This window comes from Aureibaculum flavum (assembly GCF_016406085.1).
GTDB lineage: Bacteria > Bacteroidota > Bacteroidia > Flavobacteriales > Flavobacteriaceae > Aureibaculum > Aureibaculum flavum.
The window spans coordinates 282,819-303,548 of sequence record NZ_JAEHFJ010000004.1; the positions used below are offsets into that span (position 1 = coordinate 282,819).

Genomic DNA, 20,730 nt, shown 5'->3' on the forward strand with positions numbered 1-20,730 from the left:
TATACTTATAATTATTTCAATACTTTATAAGTATTAACAATAGGTTGTAAAGATAACAGTATTACGCATAATAAGAAAAAGAAAATCATAGGAATCTTGTTCTCCTCTAATATGGCGTCTCTAAACCAGTATTTAATAAGTATAGCGATACCAACTAATGTAATTGCTATGAAATTATTTAGCGAAAACAGTTTAAACTTAATTGGGTTATTTGTTGTTAAGTATACAATATAGCTAGTTACGCCCAATAGAAAAACATTAATGGGTATAATAAATAATAACCCATTTATTTTAAAATACTTAATTAATACATATGAAAACACGCCAGACATTAATTGAGCTATTACCCAATATAAATATAATTTTTTAGCCAATCCATGTGCTACAGCCATTTTGCGATAAATTGTACCCAAACTACTTAACAAAACAGCAAAAATATTAAATAGTATAAAAAGATATGCTAATTGCACATTATTCATTGTGAATTTTTTACCGCCCCAAATCAAATTAAGAATATAGTCTCCCAATAGTATTGTACCTATAATTACAATTGCATTTACATTTATGATGCTAATCATGTTTTTATTGAATTCTTTAAATACCGATTGTGACTTTTGCAACAATAGTGAGTATTTTGTAAAAAAAATTGTCATAAAAGGTTGAATAAACAAACCTTTTATTTTATTAGAAAGATTTTGAACATATTTAAAAATGGCATAAACCCCTTCGGGTAAAAAGGAAATACTTGCTGTTAATACTATACTATAAAATTGAGTAGCTCCTACATATAAAAAAGTACTCTGCATGGTTTTAAAAAATGAAATATGATCAAATTCTGGCATAGACAATACCCAATGAAATCGATACCCATTTTTATATAATTGCCAAACATAAAATACAAACTCAATAACCTTACCAAGGATAAAAGAAATTACCAATGCCCATAATTCTATAAATGGATATAGAATCACCAAAACTAAAATATTAACAATGGTATTCGTAAGCCCTAATAGCTCTGCTCTACCAAAGCGTTCCTCAGCATTTAAAACTGTGATGTAAAATGAATTAATTAAAGCCAAATAGAGAACAGGCAATAATATTCTAAAAATTAAAACAGCAAAGTCTTTCTCTTCTTGTGAAAACCCCGGCACCATTAATTCTACAACATAATGAGCCAAAACAAATATCAAAATCATTAAAATAGTGCCAAAAAACACCATTCTATTAATGACAATATTAAGCCCTTTATAACCTAAGCCACTATTAATATTATTTAATCTATGGTATTCTGGCAAAAAGATTTCCGCCAATTGACCGCTTTGGGTTAAGGAAGTTACTAAATACACCAAACTTTGTGCGGCAAAATAAATTTCTATAGTACGTGAGGCTCCGAAATACTGTACTTGTATAATCGAATAAATCAGACCTAACAATGATGAAATTAATTTTAATGAGAATAATTTTAATAATATTTTCATTTATAATAATTATTTTTTCAACCATTCAAAAAATTTAATATTAAGCTGCTTTAAATTATTTTTATCATGAATTAATTTTGTTTTATTAAAATTCTTCGTTTCTAAATTTTCTAATGCTTGTTTATATTTTAATAAATTATCTAAAGGAAAAATAATCTCAGGATTATCATAAAATAATTCACTAGCATATTTTAACTTGGGATGTAATTCAATAGCTACAAATGGCGTATTAACTAAACCCGCAATAAACAAACTATGCATTCTACTTGAAAATACAACATGAACATTTTTGAATAATTCAATAAAACTAGAAATACTCAATTTAAATGGATTCCAAATGGTAATTTTAAATTTTCCTCTTAATTTAAACATCAGCTCTTCACTGTCATGTTGTAAAAAAATCCAATGTGTAATGTATCCATTTTCTTCTAAAAATCCAGCAAGTTTAATTAATTCGTCAATATGCTTTTCAAATTCTGGTTTATGGTGATATGACCTTGGACAGATAATTATTTCACTTGAATCAGCATTTGCATTTTCTAAAGGTAATTTATCGTAACCAATGCTTAAATCATTTGATTGGTAAAGATTTTTAATCTTCATTGATTTTGCAATTTCATAAGAATTATGATCTCTTACTCCTAAAACACTAAAAGATTTCAAAATTTGCCTATGCAATTTCATGGTTTTTTTATGATAATAAGGACCAATTCCTAAACCGATCCCTCCGAACTTAGTACCTAATAACTTAGGGATTTTATATCTAATGAAATTACTGACATAGCTTTTTAGATAAGTAGAATTATTTATTTCCTTTTTGTAGTCAAAGAACACTCCTCCACCGATATAATATATTTTATCAAAATTATTGAAAAATAAAAAAGGTAATTTCCCTTCAAATCTAAAAATTTTTAAACTAGAATAATAGGATTTTAGATAATCAGGTGTTAAACTCTCATCTGTAATTGATATTGAAATTTCAACATTTGGAATCTTTTTAATTTTGTCAATTGCTATTTCAAATAGCAAATCATCGCCAAAATTTTGATATCCAATATAACCCTGTAATAATACTTTCATTTCTTTTGAACTATTTATAACTACCAATTAGTTATCCAACTTTTCAGTTTTAATGAGAAGATATTCTCACCCTTTTTCACTTCATCTAAAAGGTCAAGATAATTATGATTACTAATTTTAAAAACACCTGGAAGTGATAAAATATATTTATTTAAATGATACGTTTTACAAAACTTGTCAAAACCTAAAAAATCACCAATATTCATATTTAGTTGAGTGATGCTTTTGTCCATTAAAGCAGCTTCCAATGCAAATGTAGTACCCGCATTTATTACGTGATAGGATTCTTTTAATAAAAGATATCTAAAAATATGGTAATTATTATCGAGCATATCACTTCCACTACTATTATTAGAATAAACTCCAACTATAACATTTTTATAATTTTTAAACTGGTCATAATCTCCACTTGGAGCATTAGGTTTCGGCTTAATATATAAATAAAAATTACTACCATTAAATACTTTACAAAGTAGATCAATTAATTTCATTTCTCCTTCATGCATTATTCCCGAAGATGAAGTGGTTGTCGGGTATAAAATTATTTTCTTATTTTTTAATTTATCTAATTCCTTAAAATATTCTGTTTTTATTATTTTATTATACAAATCTTCATCTTTATAATTTTTATAATCATAAATATATTTAAACTTTAATGGTGAGATTTGCCCAACTTTAAATAAATGCTGAATTCTTTTTGTGTCTTCTGCTAATTCTTTATTCCAAGTTAAACAATAATCAGGAAAAATATAATATGGAAATTTCATGGGATGATCCCAACTTTCCATTATACTAATATGAGTTAAATTAGACTTACTAGGAATCAGATGAGTATAATAAACTTTTGTGAAAGTTATTAATAAATCAAGATTAAAATAATTATCTATTGATTTCTTTTTGAAAAAAAAACGATTAAGCACCATAAAAGTGCTATTAATTTTTCTTGCTGGTATTTTTAAAAAAAATATCTTTCTTAATAGTCTTCTGTTTAAAGACTCTTTTTTAACAAACTCATTTTTATAAACAAAAGAGAAGTTTTCAGAAACAAATAAAATTTCAAAAATTTCTTTAAAAATCGAAGCTGGTTTATAGATGTAGTTGTTTAAGCTTTCAACGAAAAAATTATCATTCTTTATTATTGCATTTACAACCTTGACATTTTCTTGTTTCGTGAAGAGAATTACTTCATTATTTTTTAAATACTTTTGAATTACTGGAAGTGCTGAATAAATCTGAAAACTATGTTCACACCAAATTGCAACTTTTTTCATAATTAATCTATTAGTAGATTTGATAAACTAATCCATTGCCAAATATGAAAACTGGATTCATTATCTCCATCTTTATATTTGCTCCATTCTTCTTTCAAATCATTAATATCAAACCATTTGGCATATTTGCTATAAATTAGCTTACTTAGGTTTTTGTCTACATAAGACGAAAGTTCATTTCCTAACCATTCTCTCTGTGGTGTTTGCAATGGTCTTTTTGGGGCATATGTAATGTTATCACTTAAATAGTCCGAAACAATTTCACGTAACATGAATTTCTGCACATTATTATTTATTTTATAATTGATGGGTTGTGCAAAAGCAAACTCGACTAATCTATAATCTAAAAATGGTTCTCTAAGTTCTGTACTAGCTGCCATTGATACTCTATCATTAAATCTTAAAGCTCTTGGAATTTTAGTAAAGAATAAATCTCTATATTGTAAATTTAATAAATCATCATCGAAAGGTTGTCGATAAACTGGTTTTTTTGATAATTTTAAAAAATTCTTACTTAATACATTTGGTCGAAAAGGACTTTTGCTAACTCCTTGAATTAATGAATCATTTTTTTTTGTATAGTAGTCATAACCTGCCCACTGTTCATCCATTCCTTGACCATCCAGTAAAACTTTTACATTATTATCTCTAGCTTCTTTAAATAATTGTGCATATGCAATGGTTGGTATTCCACCGTAAGGTTCATCTTGAAAATTAGATATTTCATCAATTTTATTTTCGATTCCTTCAGTTGATAATAAAACTTTTTTCAACGGATTGTTTGTAATAGAAATCATTTCTTCTACCCAAGGCAACTCATCATAGTCAGTATTACCAGTATAGAAGGTAAATGCATTAATATTGCTTTTCCCTTCATTTAAATTAACAAAAGCCAATAACACCGAACTATCTAATCCACCACTCACATTAAATCCAACGTTTACATCAGCACGAAATCTTAATTTAATGCTATCCTTTAAAAGTCTGGTATATTCTTTTTTGGTTTCTACGTAAGAAGTTATTTTATACTTTTTTATTTCTTCCTCAAAAGAATACCATTTTTTAATTGAAAAACTTTTATTATCTAATTCCAAATAGTGTCCACCAGGCAATTGCTCAATATTTTTCCAAAAGGTTTCGTTTGGCATACCATAACTGCCATAAACCATATAGTTAGCCCAAACCTTATCATTAGGTGTTTTCTCAATACCTACTGAATGTAAAGTTTTAATTTCAGACGCAAAATAAAAATTATTCTCATCTCTACAATAATAAAATGGTTTTACTCCAAACCTATCTCTAGCAGCAAAAATTTTTTTCGATATACAATCATAAATAACAAAAGAAAACATTCCATTCAGCTTGGACAAACACTCTTTACCCCATTTAATAAATGCGGCAAGTAATACTTCTGAATCAGAATTAGTTTTAAAATCATAAAAAGATTCTAATTGTTCTCTTAGTTCAACATAATTATAAATTTCTCCATTATATGATAGTACATATCGATTACTGTTATCAAGAAATGGCTGGTCAGCATCTGAAGATAAATCAATAATTGACAAACGATTATGTCCAATGGCAATATTTTCATTAATCCATAAACCTGTATTATCGGGTCCCCGGTGCTTTTGAGTCTTCAACATCATTTCTAGACTTTCTCGACTAGATTTATTTCCAAAAATACCTGCAATACCACACATATTATAATCTGATAAGTTTAACCAGTTCCTCTGCTTTTTCCCAATCTCTTTCTGTATCAATATTTACATAAGACTCATGAGGTGATTCAATATGCGAAATTGAATCACCATATAAAGAATTACCTTTCAATAATATTTCTACTTTAGTTATATAAATGCTACCATCTCGATGAAACGTATCCGGTAGCTCTTGTCTTCGAGCAATAATTTGTTTTTCTCCAGTTGCAATTTCTAAATTCCCAGCATCATTTTTAACAAAAACCCAATGCGGATTATATTCATGTGGTACTTTTTGAACGGATATTAAAGAATCTGTATCACTTTCAATAAATTTTCGAAGAGCTTCGTCTAAAAACCCAACTGTTCTAAAAGGTGTGGTAACTTGTAATAAGCAAACAGCATCGAACTCTTCATTTTTATTCTCTTTTAGAAATTGAAGTGCATGTTGAATTACAGGCAACGTAGGTGATGTATCATTAGCCAATAGTTCTGGTCTTTTAAATGGAACTTCTATACCTATTTTTTTTGCTATCTGAATAATTTCATCATCATCCGAACTCAAAATTACTTTTGTTAATAGCTTTGATTCTAATGCTACTTGAGTTGTATATTGCAATAGGGGTTTACTATTCAATAATTTAATATTTTTTCGTGGTACACCTTTTGAACCTCCTCTTGCGGGTATAAGACCTAAAATTCTCATTAATACATTATGGTTTTATGAAAATTCAATTCTATTTTAGATAATTGATCTGCAATTTTCTCACCAGATGTACCATTACCATAAATTTGTTCTTTTTCTCTTTTACTGGCTATTCTTTCTTTGATTGCTCCTGCAATTTTTTGCTTATCATAAGTAACATCCATTACATTTTTACCACGTTCTCTTCTATTCTGTCTCGTACCGATATTAACCACTGGAACTCCCAAATAAGAACACTCTCTAATACCTACACTAGAATTGCCTATTAAACATTGACTGTTTATTAATAACCTTAAAAAATCATCTGGTTCCATATTTTTAAAAAAATGGATATTTTGGGGCTTTATTCTTTCTCTAAAAGACCGTATACCACTAGAGGTACCATCTGAACCTGCATCAACATTAGGCCAGAACCAAAACGTAGGTATGTTTAGCTCGTGTACAGCTTCTAAGGTCTTCGTTACATCATTTCTCGCTTCTTTATATTCCGTTGTAACAGGGTGTTGCATCACTACAATATAGCCTTCTTTCCAATTTAAGCTTGAACCTACGCCACCATATTTTTCTATAGGATCAAAATCTAAGTCAGGATGTTGCAAGACTTCATCTGCCAAGTCAATAGATGGACATCCTGTATTGATAACAAAATCAGGATTTTCACCCATTTTTATGACACGTTCTTTAGCATCATCCGTGGACACAAAATGTATATCGGCAAGTTTGGTATTAGCATGACGTACTTTTTCATCAATATTACCTGTTACTTCTCCTCCTTGTAAATGAACTAAAGGAATATTTTGGTAGGCGGCAGCAATACTGGTTGCTATTGTTTCAAAACGATCCGCAATGGTTATCACAGCGTCTGGTTGTAATTTATAAAACACATTAGCTAATTCCATTACTCCCAAACCCGTAGTTTTTGCCATCGCTGTTTTGTTCTCCCCTTCTAACACCATAAAAACTTTCTCGCTGATAGTAAACCCGTCTTTTTCAATAACATCAACAGCATTACCATACCTTCCTAACAATGCAGAACCTGCAACCACTAATTGCAATTCTAAATTGGGATGCTCGTTTATTGCTTTTAAAGCGGTTTTAACTCTACTATATGAAGGTCTTGCAGTGACCACTACACAAATCTTACGTTTACTCATATTATACTATATCTTCGTCATTCAAAAAACTCCATTGCTTCATCTCTCTTTTCAATTGTTTTCCAACAACTTTTTCAAATTCACTTGCTAAAATACCATAACCTTTTGGTTTTTTTGCTTCCAAATCGTCAAAAGTTATCACATGATTCTTTTTTAAATCTTTATTAACTGCTAAAGATTTTTCAAAGATACTTTTTAGCTCCGTAAATTTATCAGTATCGTTTTTATCAATGGGATTTTGAATTGCAGTATTAATGTTTTTTACTGCAGCTACTAACTGTGCTGTTTCGGTCATTGTCAATGATGATTTAGCATCAGGTCCAAATAATTCTTTACTAAAGGTTACATGAAATTCTAATATTTCTGCTCCCAAAGCAGTTGCCGCAATACAACTTTCAATTTTAGCCGAATGATCAGAATAGCCAACAGACACATTGTATCTTTGTTTTAATTCTTGAATCACATTCAAACCAAATTGGTTTGGTGCTGTAGGATATGATGTTGTACATTGTAAAATAGAAAAATTAACTTTTTTCTCTTTCAAAAAATGAACGGTTCTATCGAGTTCTTCAAAAGAACTCATACCAGATGAAATTATTACTGGTTTACCTGTTTGAGCAATTTTATCTAATAACAAAAAATTGTTGACTTCACCTGATCCTATTTTGTAAGTTTCTACACCTACATTTTCCAATAAATCTACCCCGGCATTACTAAATGGTGAACTCATAAATTCTAGACCAACTTCGTCACAATGCCTTTTGATTTCTTTCCATTGCTCTAAAGAGAACTCCATACGTTTCCAATACTCAAAACGTGTTTTGTCTTCATAAGAAAAATTAACGCGAAAAGGTTCGTGTTCACTACTTTCTGCTTCGGCAATATGTGTTTGAAATTTAATAGCATCGACACCTGTTTTAGCTACGGCATCAATATAAGAATGGAGAATACCCAAACTACCTTCATGAGCTTGACCTATTTCAGCAATTATTTTCACTTTATTATTTTTTTTTATTACTTTAATTATCAATAAAAACAAAATTAGTTCACATAAGTTAACTAAACTAATTTTCAACTCGATACTTTAATGTGTTCTCTATAATAATCTTGATAATGCTAATATTTTGGGAATATTAACAAATGTCTCGTACAATACACTTCATCTCGATACTCCCGAAACGTCGGGATTATTCTCGACTAATGTCTCGAAAAAAACACTCGATGTGACGCATTAACTAGTCAACTTATGTATTCATTTCCAAATACTTGGCAACAAAAGCATCAATTCCTTCTTGAATGGGTGTAGATGGTTTAAAATCGATATAATCAAATAAACTTTCAACATTAGCATAGGTACTCGGTACATCGCCTGGTTGTATCGGTTTTAAATTAATCTTACCCTTTTTATTTAATGCTTTTTCTACACCTTTAACAAAGTCCATCAATTGAACCGGACTATTATTACCAATATTAAAAAGTTGATAAGGGGCCGTACTAGAAGATGGAATGGGTTTCTTAGGATTAAAATTAGGATTGTTAGCCATAGGAGCTAAAGGTAGTAACCTTTTTATACTTTCAACAATATCAGCAACATAGGTAAAATCTCTACTCATGTTTCCATGATTATATACATCAAACTCCTTATCTTCTACAATTGCTTTTGTAAATAAATACAGAGCCATATCTGGTCTTCCCATTGGGCCATATACCGTAAAGAAACGTAAGCCTGTACTCGGAATTCCAAATAAATGAGAATACGAATGAGCCATCATTTCATTGGCTTTTTTACTTGCTGCATAAATTGCCATTGGATGATCCGTATGACTATCTACTGAAAAAGGAATTTCTTCACTCAATCCATAAACGGAACTTGATGAAGCATATACCAAATGTTTTACTGGATAATTACGACAGCCTTCTAAGATGTTTAAAAAACCAGTAATGTTATTATCTATATAGGTTTGTGGATTCTCAATTGAATACCGAACCCCTGCTTGAGCGGCTAAATTAACCACATAATCAAACTTTTCTTCTTTAAAAAGTTGCATCAGGTTTTCTTTATCTTGTAAATCTAACTTTACAAAAGTAATATCACCCTTAACCCGAACATTGTCAGAAATTTTAGCTCGTTCTATCCCTAAATCTTCAAGTCTCGCATATTTTAAGTTTTGGTCGTAGTAATCATTAATATTATCTATACCAACAACTTCATATCCGTTTTTTGTCAATAATTTTGATAAATGGTAGCCTATGAAGCCTGCTGCCCCGGTTACGAGGACCTTTTCTGATATGTTTTCTTTCATTATTACTTTAAATGTAATTTAAATTCTAACTCTTATTTTGACAGATTCTTCGCTCCATTGCATTCCGCTCTGAATGACAGTCTAATATATGTCATTCCGAGGCATGAAGAATCTGTTGAATTCTTCGTTACGGATTGGCAGATTCTTCGCTCGCTTTGCAACGCTACTAAATGACTATCATTCACTTGCTTCTCGATACTTTTTCTAATCGGCTATAGCCTCTTAGAAAACACTCGAAATGACGTTACTTTGTTAGTTGTCAGTTCGAGTGATGCTACAAAATCGCTTATTACTAACTGTATCATTACGCATCGTATCGAGAACTTATTTACCACAAACTGCAAATTTTTTTACAACCTACTATCCGACTTATCCTTTGGTAAAGTTGCTTTTACATCGAAAACAATATGATCAGTTGCACAATAATTTGAAAGGTCTAATACTTTAAATTCCTTATGAGAAACAGCTATGATAACGCCATCATATTTTTTCTTAATATCACTTTCATTAACAATTAAATCGATACCATATTCATGTTTTACTTCTGCAGCCGTAGCCCAAGGATCATAAACATCTATATTTACTTCAAATGATTCAAATTCGCGAACAATATCAATGGCTCTTGAATTTCTAATATCAGGACAATCTTCTTTAAAAGTGATTCCTAATACCAATACATTAGATCCTTTGATAGGAATTCCTTTTTTAATCATCATTTTTACAGACTCTTGTGCTACAAAAGGTCCCATACTATCATTTAATCGTCTACCTGCCAATATTATTTCAGGATTATACCCTAATTCCATTGCTTTTTGAGCCAAATAATAAGGATCTACACCAATACAATGTCCACCCACTAAACCTGGTCTAAATGGCAAGAAATTCCATTTTGTTCCCGCTGCTTCTAAGACCTCTAATGTATCAATACCCATCAATCTGAATATTTTTGACAGCTCATTTACAAAAGCAATATTAATATCACGTTGCGAATTTTCAATCACTTTAGCAGCTTCAGCTACTTTAATAGAAGGAGCCAAATGCGTACCTGCTACAATGATGGATTTATACACATTATCAATGTATGTTGCTATTTCTGGAGTTGAGCCCGAAGTAACTTTTAAAATTTTTGTTACTGTATGTAATTTATCTCCCGGATTAATTCTTTCAGGGGAATATCCAGCATAAAAGTCTTTATTAAAAACTAAACCAGAAACTTTTTCTAAAATTGGAATACATTCATCTTCAGTAGCACCTGGAAAAACAGTAGATTCATAAACAACTACATCGTCTTTAGACAAAACGTTACCTACGGTTTCACTTGCTTTATATAAAGGTGTTAAGTCGGGTCTATTACTTTTATCTACTGGAGTGGGTACCGTAACCACGTAAAAATTAGCCATTTCTATATCTGACAAATTATCCGTTAACCAAAGTCCCGTTTTCGAATCTTTTAAATTCTCCAACGAAGTAACATTTACACCTTCAAGCTCCTCTGAAGAAGTTTCTAAGGTAAAATCATTATTCCCTCTTAATTCATTAATTCTTTTGGTATTGATATCAAAACCTACAACCTGATATTTCTTTGCAAATTCAACCGCTAGTGGTAAACCTACATATCCTAAACCTATTATTGCAATTTTAGTTTCTTTCATACTTTTTTATTGTCATTTTACAATTGTCATTGCGAAGGCATTCAAGTAGCTTAAGAATTAGACTACAAATTTAAAGTGCCTGTGGCAATCTCATTAATGTTTAAACAAACGTCAATTATCTTGAAAAATTATTTTTTAAATAACTTTTTTATCCAAGACTCTTTTTCATTGGAATGATAACCGTTCTGATATTTACCATAACCACCATAACCGTAGCCATAACCATAGCCGTAACCATAACCATAGCCATAGGTATCTCTGATTTTAAAATCATTCAATACATAACTGATATTTTTTACTTCACCATTTATATATTTATCATCAATCATCTTAGGCATACCACGCTGCGTGTAATTTTGCCTAATAATATACATAATAGCATCGGCATATTTAAAAAGTTCAATAGCATCAGCTACTAAACCTACTGGTGGTGTATCTATGATGATATAATCATAATTTTCCTTTAAATACGCCATCATCTCTTCGGCCTGATCATTAATTAATAACTCAGACGGATTTGGAGGAATGGGCCCTGAAGTAATGATGTCTAAATTCGGAATTCTCGTTTTCTGAATCACTTCACTCAATTCTTTCTGTCCTATCAAATAATTAACCACCCCTGTTTCATTACTTACATCAAAATCGTCATGTAATTTTGGTTTTCTAAGGTCTAATCCAATTAAAATGGTTTTTTTCTCACTCATGGCAAATACGGATGCCATATTGATGGAACATAAGGTTTTTCCTTCTCCACTCACGGAAGAAGTAACCACTACTGTCTTCGATTTTCCACCTTTTTTAAATAAAAATTGGATATTAGAACGTAAGGCTCTAAAGGATTCTGACAAAGATGATTTTGGACTGTCAAAAACCGCTAAGTAACTCTCAATATTACCACTCCCTATAACCCCTAACACAGGAATTTTATAGGTTTTTTCAATCTCCTCAACCGTAATAATCTTATTATTTAAAGCTTCTTTAATCAAAATGTATATAAATGGTAGCCCCAGACCTAATAAGGCTCCCACTAAATAATTAAAACGTGTATTAGGACTAATGGGTCCCTGACCTACATCTTTTGCTTGATCTAATATTTTTATATCTGAAACATTGGCTGCAATGGCTGTGCCCGCTTCGTATTGTTTTTGTTTTAAATATTCGTAATTCGTAGCCGTTATGTTGTAATTACGTTCATATTGAATTAACCCTTGTTCTTTTTTGGGTAAGGTATTTAACCTAGAATTGTAGGTACCCATTCTCCGTTTAATATTATTTAAGTTGGTTAACGTCTGACTTTTTAAATTTGACAAATTTTCAAGTACCACCTTACGTGTAATATCAATATTGTCTTTAATATTTTTTAAGGGTGGATAGTCTTGAGTAACCGTTTGTTCTAAGTTCTTTTTTTGCTTAGATAACTCCACCAACTCTACAATATTTTTGGTGATATTAGCATCTTCAATACCTAAATTTACAGGTGCCGGAATGTCTTGCCCAATTTCATCATTGGATGTGATATAACTTTCTAAACTGTCGTAATACTGCAACCGATCATTTACTTCTTGCTGCTGCTTGTCTAATTCCGTAACACCGTCTAACAAGCTTTGCCCTTGAGAACTTAAATCATAAACCCCGCTTTGTTGTTTAAAATTCCCTAAATCTTCTTCAATCTTTTTTAAATTTGTAGCCGCTTTATTGAAAACTTCATCAATATATTCTCTTGTCTTTTCAGCATATTCAATTTTCTGCTTTTGTTGATCATCACCTAACACCTTTACTGATTCGTTGATATAATCTTCTATCTTTTTTTTATTAGCACCGGTCAATAACAATTCTATAATTGAAGTTCCATCTTTTTTTGTGTCTACATTAATATTTTGATACCTTTTAACCGTACCATTAAAATCAGAAAACAAAATATAATAGGTAGCATTTGATAAGTCGACGCCTATTCTATTCTTATTAATTCTAAATTCGGTAAAAGGAGTTTTAATAAGATTACTTACATTGAAAGCTTTTGAAAAATTATTCTCCGATGCAATATAACTTTCTAAAGTATTCGCACTATAATTTATTAAGGTTAAGTCTTCCTCTTCAAAATCAGCAGAAACCAAAACTTCATTGTTTTCCAAGAACTCTAATTTTATTGGGGTATTTAACAAGTGGTAACCAAGCGAATCTATTTCTATTGAAAAAGGAACCTTACCATATACATCTACTTTTCTAAAACTACCATCTTGTAAATAATTGATGTAATACTCCAATTTTCTTACCACCTTTTCATTATGTGTTCTCGATTGTAATATGGTAATAATATTTTCTACCTTATCACTCGGCCCTCCCCAATTGAATGCAATATTGGTACTTGAATTAAATAGTGGATTTTGTTCTTCTTTTACTGCAATAACACTATTTAAGCTATAGATACGTATTTTTCGTTTATTAATATAGAATGCTACTAGCAACCCTATAAGCAACATCACTAAAAATAACTTCCAATGCGACAGTACTTTAAAAATATATTCCTTGATGTCAAATGATTTTATATCATTAACATTAAGATCAAATTTATCTAATTGCTTCATTATGTATTATAAAGTTTTAGCTAGTAAAATAGTAGTCGTTACAAACGATAAGACGGACACAATCGTCGTAAAGGTTTGCACCCCAGTTGTACCCGTACCCCAAGATTTTTGCTTTAAAGGTTCAATATAAACGATATCATTAGATTGAATATAAAACGAGTCTGAATTAAATACATCTATATCCGTTAAATCCAACATGATTTTTTTTGTACCATCAATTTGTTTACGCACAATGGTCACTCTTTTACGATCTCCTGTAATTTCTATGTCACCGGCACTGGCAATGGCTTCTACAACATTTACTTGATTTTGAAACAAAACCATAGGGCCAGGGTTTGCAACTTCACCCAACACGGTAAAACGGATCCCTGCCAATTTAACGGTAATAAAAACATCATCAAGATCTTTAAAGTATTTTGCCAATTCAATCTCTAGTTTTTCTCGGACTTCTTTTTCTGTATAGCCCAATACATTTATTTCTCCTATATATGGGAATCTAATATTCCCATGTCGGTCAATGGTATAGCCACTTAAATAAAATTGATCTGCACTAACTTGACCTATATTACCAGTGGTCTGGCTTTCTGACTGATTAAATAAAGCCACTAACGTTTCGTTATCGGCTTTTATTTTTATATCTAAAATGTCATTAACCTGCAGTTTATAAGGTTCATTTAAGATTTTATACATCTCTTTATTCGCAGAAGGTTCTCCTTGAAAATAGGTCAACTCTTTTTTAGGAATACAAGAACTTATTAATAAACCTAAACTTAATATGATTAAAACGTTACGTAGCATTAGTTTTTTTAACTTGTCGGCAAATATAATTTTAAAATCTCTATTATCCTTAATTTTGCAGGTTAAAAATGTGAACATGCTATTTCAAATTAAATCTTATTTCAACTTTTTATTAAAATCTACAAACCAACATGGTGTGCATTCTCCATTTGTTTTTAAGTTACTAACCGAATGTTTTTACGATAAAACAAACAAACCATGGTATTCAAAAGTGAGAAATTACAGACGTTCTTTATTAAAGAATAACACCAGTATCGCTGTTAAAGATTTTGGAGCTGGTTCAAAAGCCTTAGATAAAAAGCAACGCAACGTAGCATCTATTGCAAAAAATGCTGGCATAACCTTAAAAAGAGCACAATTATTAGGGAGATTGGTCTCCTATTTTGATATAGAACATACCTTAGAAATTGGAACCTCATTGGGTATTTCAACTGCAGCAATGCATCTCGCTAATCCAAAAAATTCAATTACCACATTAGAAGGTTGCCCTAATACTGCTCAAATTGCAAAAAATAGTTTTGAAACATTTGAGTTAAAAAACATAACTATTGTTATTGGAAGCTTTGCTGAAACGTTGCCAAAAGTGCTTAAAAATAAAACCTACGACTTCATCTATTTTGACGGTAATCATCAAAAACAAGCCACCATAGATTATTTTCTAACCTGTTTGCCTCATACTCATAATGAGACTGTCTTTATTTTTGATGACATTTATTGGAGCGAAGGTATGTCAGAAGCCTGGCAATATATTAAAAACCACCCAAGTGTCACCGTGAGCATTGATACTTTTTATTGGGGAATTGTTTTCTTTAGAAAAGAACAAGAGAAAGAAGCGTTTGTGGTGAGGGTTTAGGGTAATAAACAAATCTCAAAAAAAGCAAAATCCAAATAAATTCCAAAATTCAAATCTCAAAAAAAAAACAAATCTCAAATTCCAAAATTTTAAAAATACAGATGTAATAAAATTGTCATTTGAGTATCATTAATGAGATTGCCACAGGCATTAAAACCTTTGGTTAATAATAGTATTACATGAATGCCTTCGCAATGACAATATCAATGGTGTCCGGTATTGCTGAATTTAAAGAGAATCATGCTCCCTTTCCTTAGGAAAGGGCTGGGGATAGGACCTTAATAAGATGCCTCGTCGCATAAATTATTAGCACTAATCGAATAAATTTTCGATATGCTCCTCGCAATGACTAAGTAATTCCCCTCTTGAGAGGGGCTAAGGGGAGTGTTTTTAATTTCATGAATGCCTTCGCAATGACAATATCAATGGTGTTCGGTATTGTTGAATTTAAAGAGAATCATGCTCCCTTTCCTTGGGAAAGGGCTGGGGATAGGACCTTAATAGGATTGCCTCGTAGCATAATATATTAGTGCTAATTGAATAAATTTCCGCTATGCTCCTCGCAATGACAAAGGTTACAATAATGTTTTTTTATTTAAGTATTGAAGTAAAATAACAACTACGAATTCCCCTTCCTTCGGAGGGGGACTAGGGGGAGGTCTTTTAAACGAAAGAACAAAATTCCAAAATTGAAATCTCAAAAAAAAATAAAAATCCAAATAAATTCCAAAAAACAAAATCACCAATGAAAAAGACAATTAAAAATAGCGTAGCCCTAAAATTGGCATACGAGTATCATTAATGAGATTGCCACAGGCATTAAAACCTTTGGTTAAGTATAGTATTACATGAATGTCTTCGCAATGACAATATCAATGGAGTTCGGTATTGCTGAATTCAAAGAGAATCATGCTCCCTTTCCTTGGGAAAGGGCTGGGATAGGACCTTAATAGGATTGCCACATCGCATAAATTATTAGTGCTAATCGTAGAAAATTCAAGATATGCTCCTCGCAATGACAAAGTAACTCCCCTCTTGAGAGGGGCTAAGGGGAGTGTTTTTGCTTGAACAAGTACCGTGTAAAAACGAACAGATTGCCACGTCGCATAAATTATTAGTGCTAATTGAATAAATTTCCGCTATGCTCCTCGCAATGACAATATCAATGGTGTTCGGTATTGTTGAATTTAAAGAGAATCATGCTCCCTTTCCTTGGGAAAGGGCTGGGGATAGGACCTTAATAGGATTGCCACATCGCATAAATTATTAGTGCTAATCGTAGAAAATTCAAGATATGCTCCTCGCAATGAATAAGTAATTCCCCTCTTGAGAGGGGCTAAGGGGAGTGTTTTTGCTTGAACAACTACCGAGAAAAAATAAATAGATTGCCACGTCGCATAAAATACAAGTGCTAACTGAAGGAAATTCCGTTATGCTCCTCGCAATGACTATATCAATGGTGTTCGGTATTGCTGAATTTAAAGAGAATCATGCTCCCTTTCCTTGGGAAAGGGCTGGGGATAGGACATAACACGCATTACTATTAACATTTACCTAACAATATTACCTAAACTCCTTCAAAATGACATATGAATCACGAGAATTATCCTCATATTTTTAATACCTTTGCAATGACAAAAATCGTTCAATGAAAATTATTAAATCATTACTTTTTCTTAGTACACTCGTACTTTTTACCGCTTGTAAACAAGAAAAGAAAGCTTCACCTAAATCAAACACAAACACTTCAGTTACATACGCTAAAGGATTTGATATACAGGAGTTTGATACTTATAAAAAATTAATTATAAACACGCCTTATCCCAACGCCGAAGAAGCATTGGAGTATATAATTATCCCAAAAGAAAATAGCGTTCCTGATAGTTTAAAAACGTTTAAAATAATTAGAACCCCAATTGAGAAAGTTGTGGTTACTTCTACTACGCATATTCCTATGTTAGAATTATTAGATGAAGAAGATGCATTGGTAGGTTTCCCTAATTTAAAATATATTTCTTCTTCAAAAACGCGTGACAGGATTGATCAAAATCTAATTACAGAATTGGGTAACGAAGAAAGTATCAATACAGAAATTTTATTAGATGTGGCTCCTGAACTTTTGATTGGGTTTTCTATGAGCAACAACAATAAAATGTTCAATACCATTGAAAAAGCGGGAATTCCCGTTGTTTTAAACGGTGATTGGTTAGAAGAAACACCTTTAGGTAGAGCAGAATGGATTAAATTTTTTGCCGTGTTTTTTGAGAAAGAAAAGGAAGCGGACAGTATTTTTACAACTATTGAAACAGATTATAAAGCCGCAGTGACAATAGCAACAAAAGCGACCACAAAACCAACCATATTATCAGGTGTACTTTATAAAGATGTATGGAATTTACCTGCTGGCGAAAGTTTTGTAGCAAAATTCCTAAAAGATGCCAACACCAATTACCTTTGGGCAAATACTAAAGGAAAAGGAAGTTTATCACTAAGTTTTGAATCTGTTTATGATAAAGGACAACATGCCGAATTATGGTTGGCTCCGGGTCATTATTCTAGCTTAGAGCAATTAGAAAAAGCCGATGAACATTATGTAAAATTTGATGCGTTTAAAAACCATAAGATATTTTCCTTTACTCAGAAAAAAGGTGCGACAGGCGGAGCGTTGTATTACGAATTGGCTCCCGTGCAACCCCATATCGTATTGAAAGACATTATTAAAATTACACATGCAGATTTATTACCGAACTATGAACCTGTATATCTACAAAAATTAAATTGAGATTACAAAGTGCATATGGTCTGAAGTTTATAATGTTGCTATGTTTATTACTGGTAGCATTTCTTGTAAATATTAGTTTGGGTTCCGTTGATATTCCACTTGAAGATATTGTGAAGATACTCTTTGGTAATGAAACCATTAAAGGTTCTTGGCAAGATATTATACTTGATTTTCGTTTACCAAAATCAATAACCGCAATATTAGTAGGATCAGGCTTATCTATAAGTGGACTTTTAATGCAAACACTTTTTAGAAACCCTCTTGCTGGTCCTTTTGTATTAGGAATCAGTTCTGGGGCAAGTTTGGGTGTCGCCTTATTAATATTAGGAACTTCTACTTTTGCAGGTGCTGCCGCTACCCTATCCATTTCAAATGTAGGCATTGCTCTCGCTGCTAGCTTAGGTGCTTTCTTTGTCTTGTCTGTTGTGATGCTAGTGGCTAGAAATATAAAAAATACCATGTCCATTCTTATTATTGGATTAATGTTTGGGAGTTTTACGGCTGCAATTATTAGCATTCTTGCCTATTTTAGCAGTGCAGAAAGCTTACAACAATATGTTTTTTGGACCTTTGGAAGCTTAGGGAACTTAGCATGGAGCGAAATTTTGATTCTATTATTAGTAACAATGTTAAGTTTAGTCCTTGTAATTACGATTATAAAACCGCTAAATAGTTTACTATTGGGAGAAAATTATGCTGTAAGCTTGGGGGTAAACCTGAAAAAAACACGAAATTTAACAATGATTGTCACAGGATTACTTACTGGTGTAATAACTGCATTTTCCGGACCCATTGCCTTTATTGGGCTCGCGGTTCCGCATTTAACAAAATTGATTATAAAAACATCAGATCATAAAATTATTTTACCAGCAGTATCTATTATTGGAGCCATTATCATGCTTTTTAGCGATACCATTGCCCAATTACCTACCAGTGAATATACATTACCAATTAATGCTGTGACCTCCTTATTTGGTGCACCTGTAGTGATTTGGTTACTTATTAGAAAAAGAAATAGCTATTGATTACAAACCATTCACATATCGTTCTAAAAACCGAAAATTTAAAAATTGGTTATCAACATAAAAAGAAAACACTTTGTATCGCTGAAAAAATAAATATTAGCTTATCAAAAGGCCAGTTTATTTGTTTGTTAGGAAAAAACGGAATTGGTAAATCTACATTAATCCGCACCTTAACCAAGGTGCAACCTCAATTAGAAGGCACTGTTTTTATTGGTGAGATTGCATTAGAATCTATTACAAATATTGATTTGGCTAAAAAAATGAGTTTGGTAATGACGGAGAAAATTCCCGAAAGTAACCTTACCGTTTATGAACTCATTGCCTTAGGGAGACAGCCCTATACCAATTGGATTGGTAGTTTAACGGAAGATGATGTCAATTATATAGATCTTGCTATTTCACAAACTAATATAAAACATATAATTGATAAAAGGTATAATGAACTTAGTGATGGTCAGTTGCAAAAAGTAATGATAGCGAGAGCTTTAGCACAGAATACGGATCTCATTATTTTAGATGAACCAACGGCACATTTAGATATTCAGAATAAAGTAGAAATTTATAAATTATTAAAAACCTTATGCCAAAAGTATCATAAAACAGTATTAATCTCTTCGCATGAAATTCATTTAGCATTACAGTTGTCTGACGAATTAATATTAATGAATGAAAAAGGTTTAATTGCTGGGGATACTGAAACTTTAATTACTGACGGCAGTGTTTCCACATTATTTAGTTCCAATTTAGTAACATTTGATGCGAGTTCTAAACAATTCGTTATAAATACTGATTAAATGGTTACTTTTGAACTTGTAAAGTTAAGATGAATAATCTGAGGTCATTGAAATTTCACGCAATCCCGACATGTCGGGACGCGAAGTTAAAACGCAAAGCCCGCAGAGCACCATATTTTTTATGACAGAAAATGACATTTCTTATAAAATAATTAGTGCAGCTATAGAATTACATAGGACTTTAGGTCCTGGATTGTTAGAATCTGCCTATGAAAGTGCCTTGGCTTATGATTTAGTAGAATTAGGGCTTGAAGTAAAACAGCAAGTTCCAATGCCTTTTGTTTACAAAAAAGTTAAACAAAATGTAGGTTATAGAATTGATTTGATAATAAATAATAAAGTTTTAATAGAGATAAAGTCAGTTGAAACAGTGGCACCCGTTCATTTTTCACAGACCTTGACTTATTTAAAATTATCAAATTTAAAATTAGGACTATTAATAAACTTTAACAGTAAATTGTTGAAAGATAATATTCACAGAATTGTGAATAATTTGTAATAAAATAGGCTTAGCGTGCTTTGTGATAACTTAGCGTGCTTTGCGTGAAA

16 protein-coding genes are annotated in these 20,730 nt (G+C 31.4%); 5 read left to right on the plus strand and 11 right to left on the minus strand.

Annotation, left to right across the window (positions count from 1 at the left end; genetic code table 11):
* Window positions 1–11: 11 nt before the first annotated feature.
* The 11 genes from JBL43_RS10045 to JBL43_RS10095 all read right to left on the minus strand — a co-directional run bounded on the left by JBL43_RS10045 (window position 12) and on the right by JBL43_RS10095 (window position 14,727).
* Window positions 12–1,478: a lipid II flippase MurJ gene (locus tag JBL43_RS10045; protein ID WP_198841312.1), complete on the minus strand. Its 1,467-nt coding sequence runs from the start codon at window positions 1,476–1,478 to the stop codon at window positions 12–14.
* A 9-nt stretch (window positions 1,479–1,487) separates the two neighbouring features.
* Window positions 1,488–2,558: a polysaccharide pyruvyl transferase family protein gene (locus JBL43_RS10050; RefSeq protein ID WP_198841313.1), complete on the minus strand. Its 1,071-nt coding sequence runs from the start codon at window positions 2,556–2,558 to the stop codon at window positions 1,488–1,490.
* Window positions 2,559–2,578: 20 nt separating this feature from the next.
* Window positions 2,579–3,829, minus strand: a complete 1,251-nt coding sequence (locus tag JBL43_RS10055) for a hypothetical protein (protein WP_198841314.1) — start codon at window positions 3,827–3,829, stop codon at window positions 2,579–2,581.
* 2 nt (window positions 3,830–3,831) lie between these two features.
* On the minus strand, window positions 3,832–5,532 hold the full coding sequence (gene asnB / locus JBL43_RS10060; RefSeq protein ID WP_198841315.1) for an asparagine synthase (glutamine-hydrolyzing): 1,701 nt from the start codon (window positions 5,530–5,532) through the stop codon (window positions 3,832–3,834).
* A gap of 1 nt (window position 5,533) precedes the next feature.
* Entirely contained in the window at window positions 5,534–6,235 is a 702-nt protein-coding gene (locus JBL43_RS10065) for an acylneuraminate cytidylyltransferase family protein (protein WP_198841316.1), read from the minus strand.
* Window positions 6,235–7,389: a UDP-N-acetylglucosamine 2-epimerase gene (gene neuC / locus JBL43_RS10070; RefSeq protein ID WP_198841317.1), complete on the minus strand. Its 1,155-nt coding sequence runs from the start codon at window positions 7,387–7,389 to the stop codon at window positions 6,235–6,237. The genes JBL43_RS10065 and neuC overlap by 1 nt, the downstream gene beginning before the upstream one ends.
* A gap of 1 nt (window position 7,390) precedes the next feature.
* Complete coding sequence (locus JBL43_RS10075) at window positions 7,391–8,386, minus strand: N-acetylneuraminate synthase family protein (protein WP_198841318.1); 996 nt, start codon at window positions 8,384–8,386, stop codon at window positions 7,391–7,393.
* 247 nt (window positions 8,387–8,633) lie between these two features.
* Window positions 8,634–9,692, minus strand: coding sequence for an NAD-dependent epimerase (locus JBL43_RS10080; protein ID WP_198841319.1), 1,059 nt, complete (start codon window positions 9,690–9,692; stop codon window positions 8,634–8,636).
* Between the two features lie 350 nt (window positions 9,693–10,042).
* Window positions 10,043–11,344 carry a nucleotide sugar dehydrogenase gene (locus tag JBL43_RS10085; protein WP_198841320.1) on the minus strand — a complete coding sequence of 434 codons (1,302 nt, stop codon included), beginning with the start codon at window positions 11,342–11,344 and terminating at the stop codon, window positions 10,043–10,045.
* Window positions 11,345–11,472: 128 nt separating this feature from the next.
* Complete coding sequence (locus tag JBL43_RS10090) at window positions 11,473–13,929, minus strand: polysaccharide biosynthesis tyrosine autokinase (protein ID WP_198841321.1); 2,457 nt, start codon at window positions 13,927–13,929, stop codon at window positions 11,473–11,475.
* A gap of 6 nt (window positions 13,930–13,935) precedes the next feature.
* On the minus strand, window positions 13,936–14,727 hold the full coding sequence (locus tag JBL43_RS10095) for a polysaccharide biosynthesis/export family protein (RefSeq protein ID WP_198841322.1): 792 nt from the start codon (window positions 14,725–14,727) through the stop codon (window positions 13,936–13,938).
* 76 nt (window positions 14,728–14,803) lie between these two features.
* Here JBL43_RS10095 and JBL43_RS10100 point away from each other — a divergent pair, with 76 nt between their 5' ends.
* The 5 genes from JBL43_RS10100 to JBL43_RS10120 all read left to right on the plus strand — a co-directional run bounded on the left by JBL43_RS10100 (window position 14,804) and on the right by JBL43_RS10120 (window position 20,680).
* Window positions 14,804–15,580 (plus strand): O-methyltransferase, encoded by a 777-nt coding sequence (locus JBL43_RS10100; protein ID WP_198841323.1) that lies wholly within the window; start codon window positions 14,804–14,806, stop codon window positions 15,578–15,580.
* 1,648 nt (window positions 15,581–17,228) lie between these two features.
* Entirely contained in the window at window positions 17,229–18,362 is a 1,134-nt protein-coding gene (locus JBL43_RS10105; protein WP_198841324.1) for an ABC transporter substrate-binding protein, read from the plus strand.
* 32 nt (window positions 18,363–18,394) lie between these two features.
* Window positions 18,395–19,387 (plus strand): FecCD family ABC transporter permease, encoded by a 993-nt coding sequence (locus tag JBL43_RS10110; protein WP_198841460.1) that lies wholly within the window; start codon window positions 18,395–18,397, stop codon window positions 19,385–19,387.
* On the plus strand, window positions 19,384–20,181 hold the full coding sequence (locus tag JBL43_RS10115; RefSeq protein ID WP_198841325.1) for an ABC transporter ATP-binding protein: 798 nt from the start codon (window positions 19,384–19,386) through the stop codon (window positions 20,179–20,181). Before JBL43_RS10110 ends, JBL43_RS10115 begins: the two co-directional genes overlap by 4 nt.
* A gap of 121 nt (window positions 20,182–20,302) precedes the next feature.
* On the plus strand, window positions 20,303–20,680 hold the full coding sequence (locus JBL43_RS10120; protein ID WP_198841326.1) for a GxxExxY protein: 378 nt from the start codon (window positions 20,303–20,305) through the stop codon (window positions 20,678–20,680).
* Window positions 20,681–20,730 lie beyond the last annotated feature (50 nt).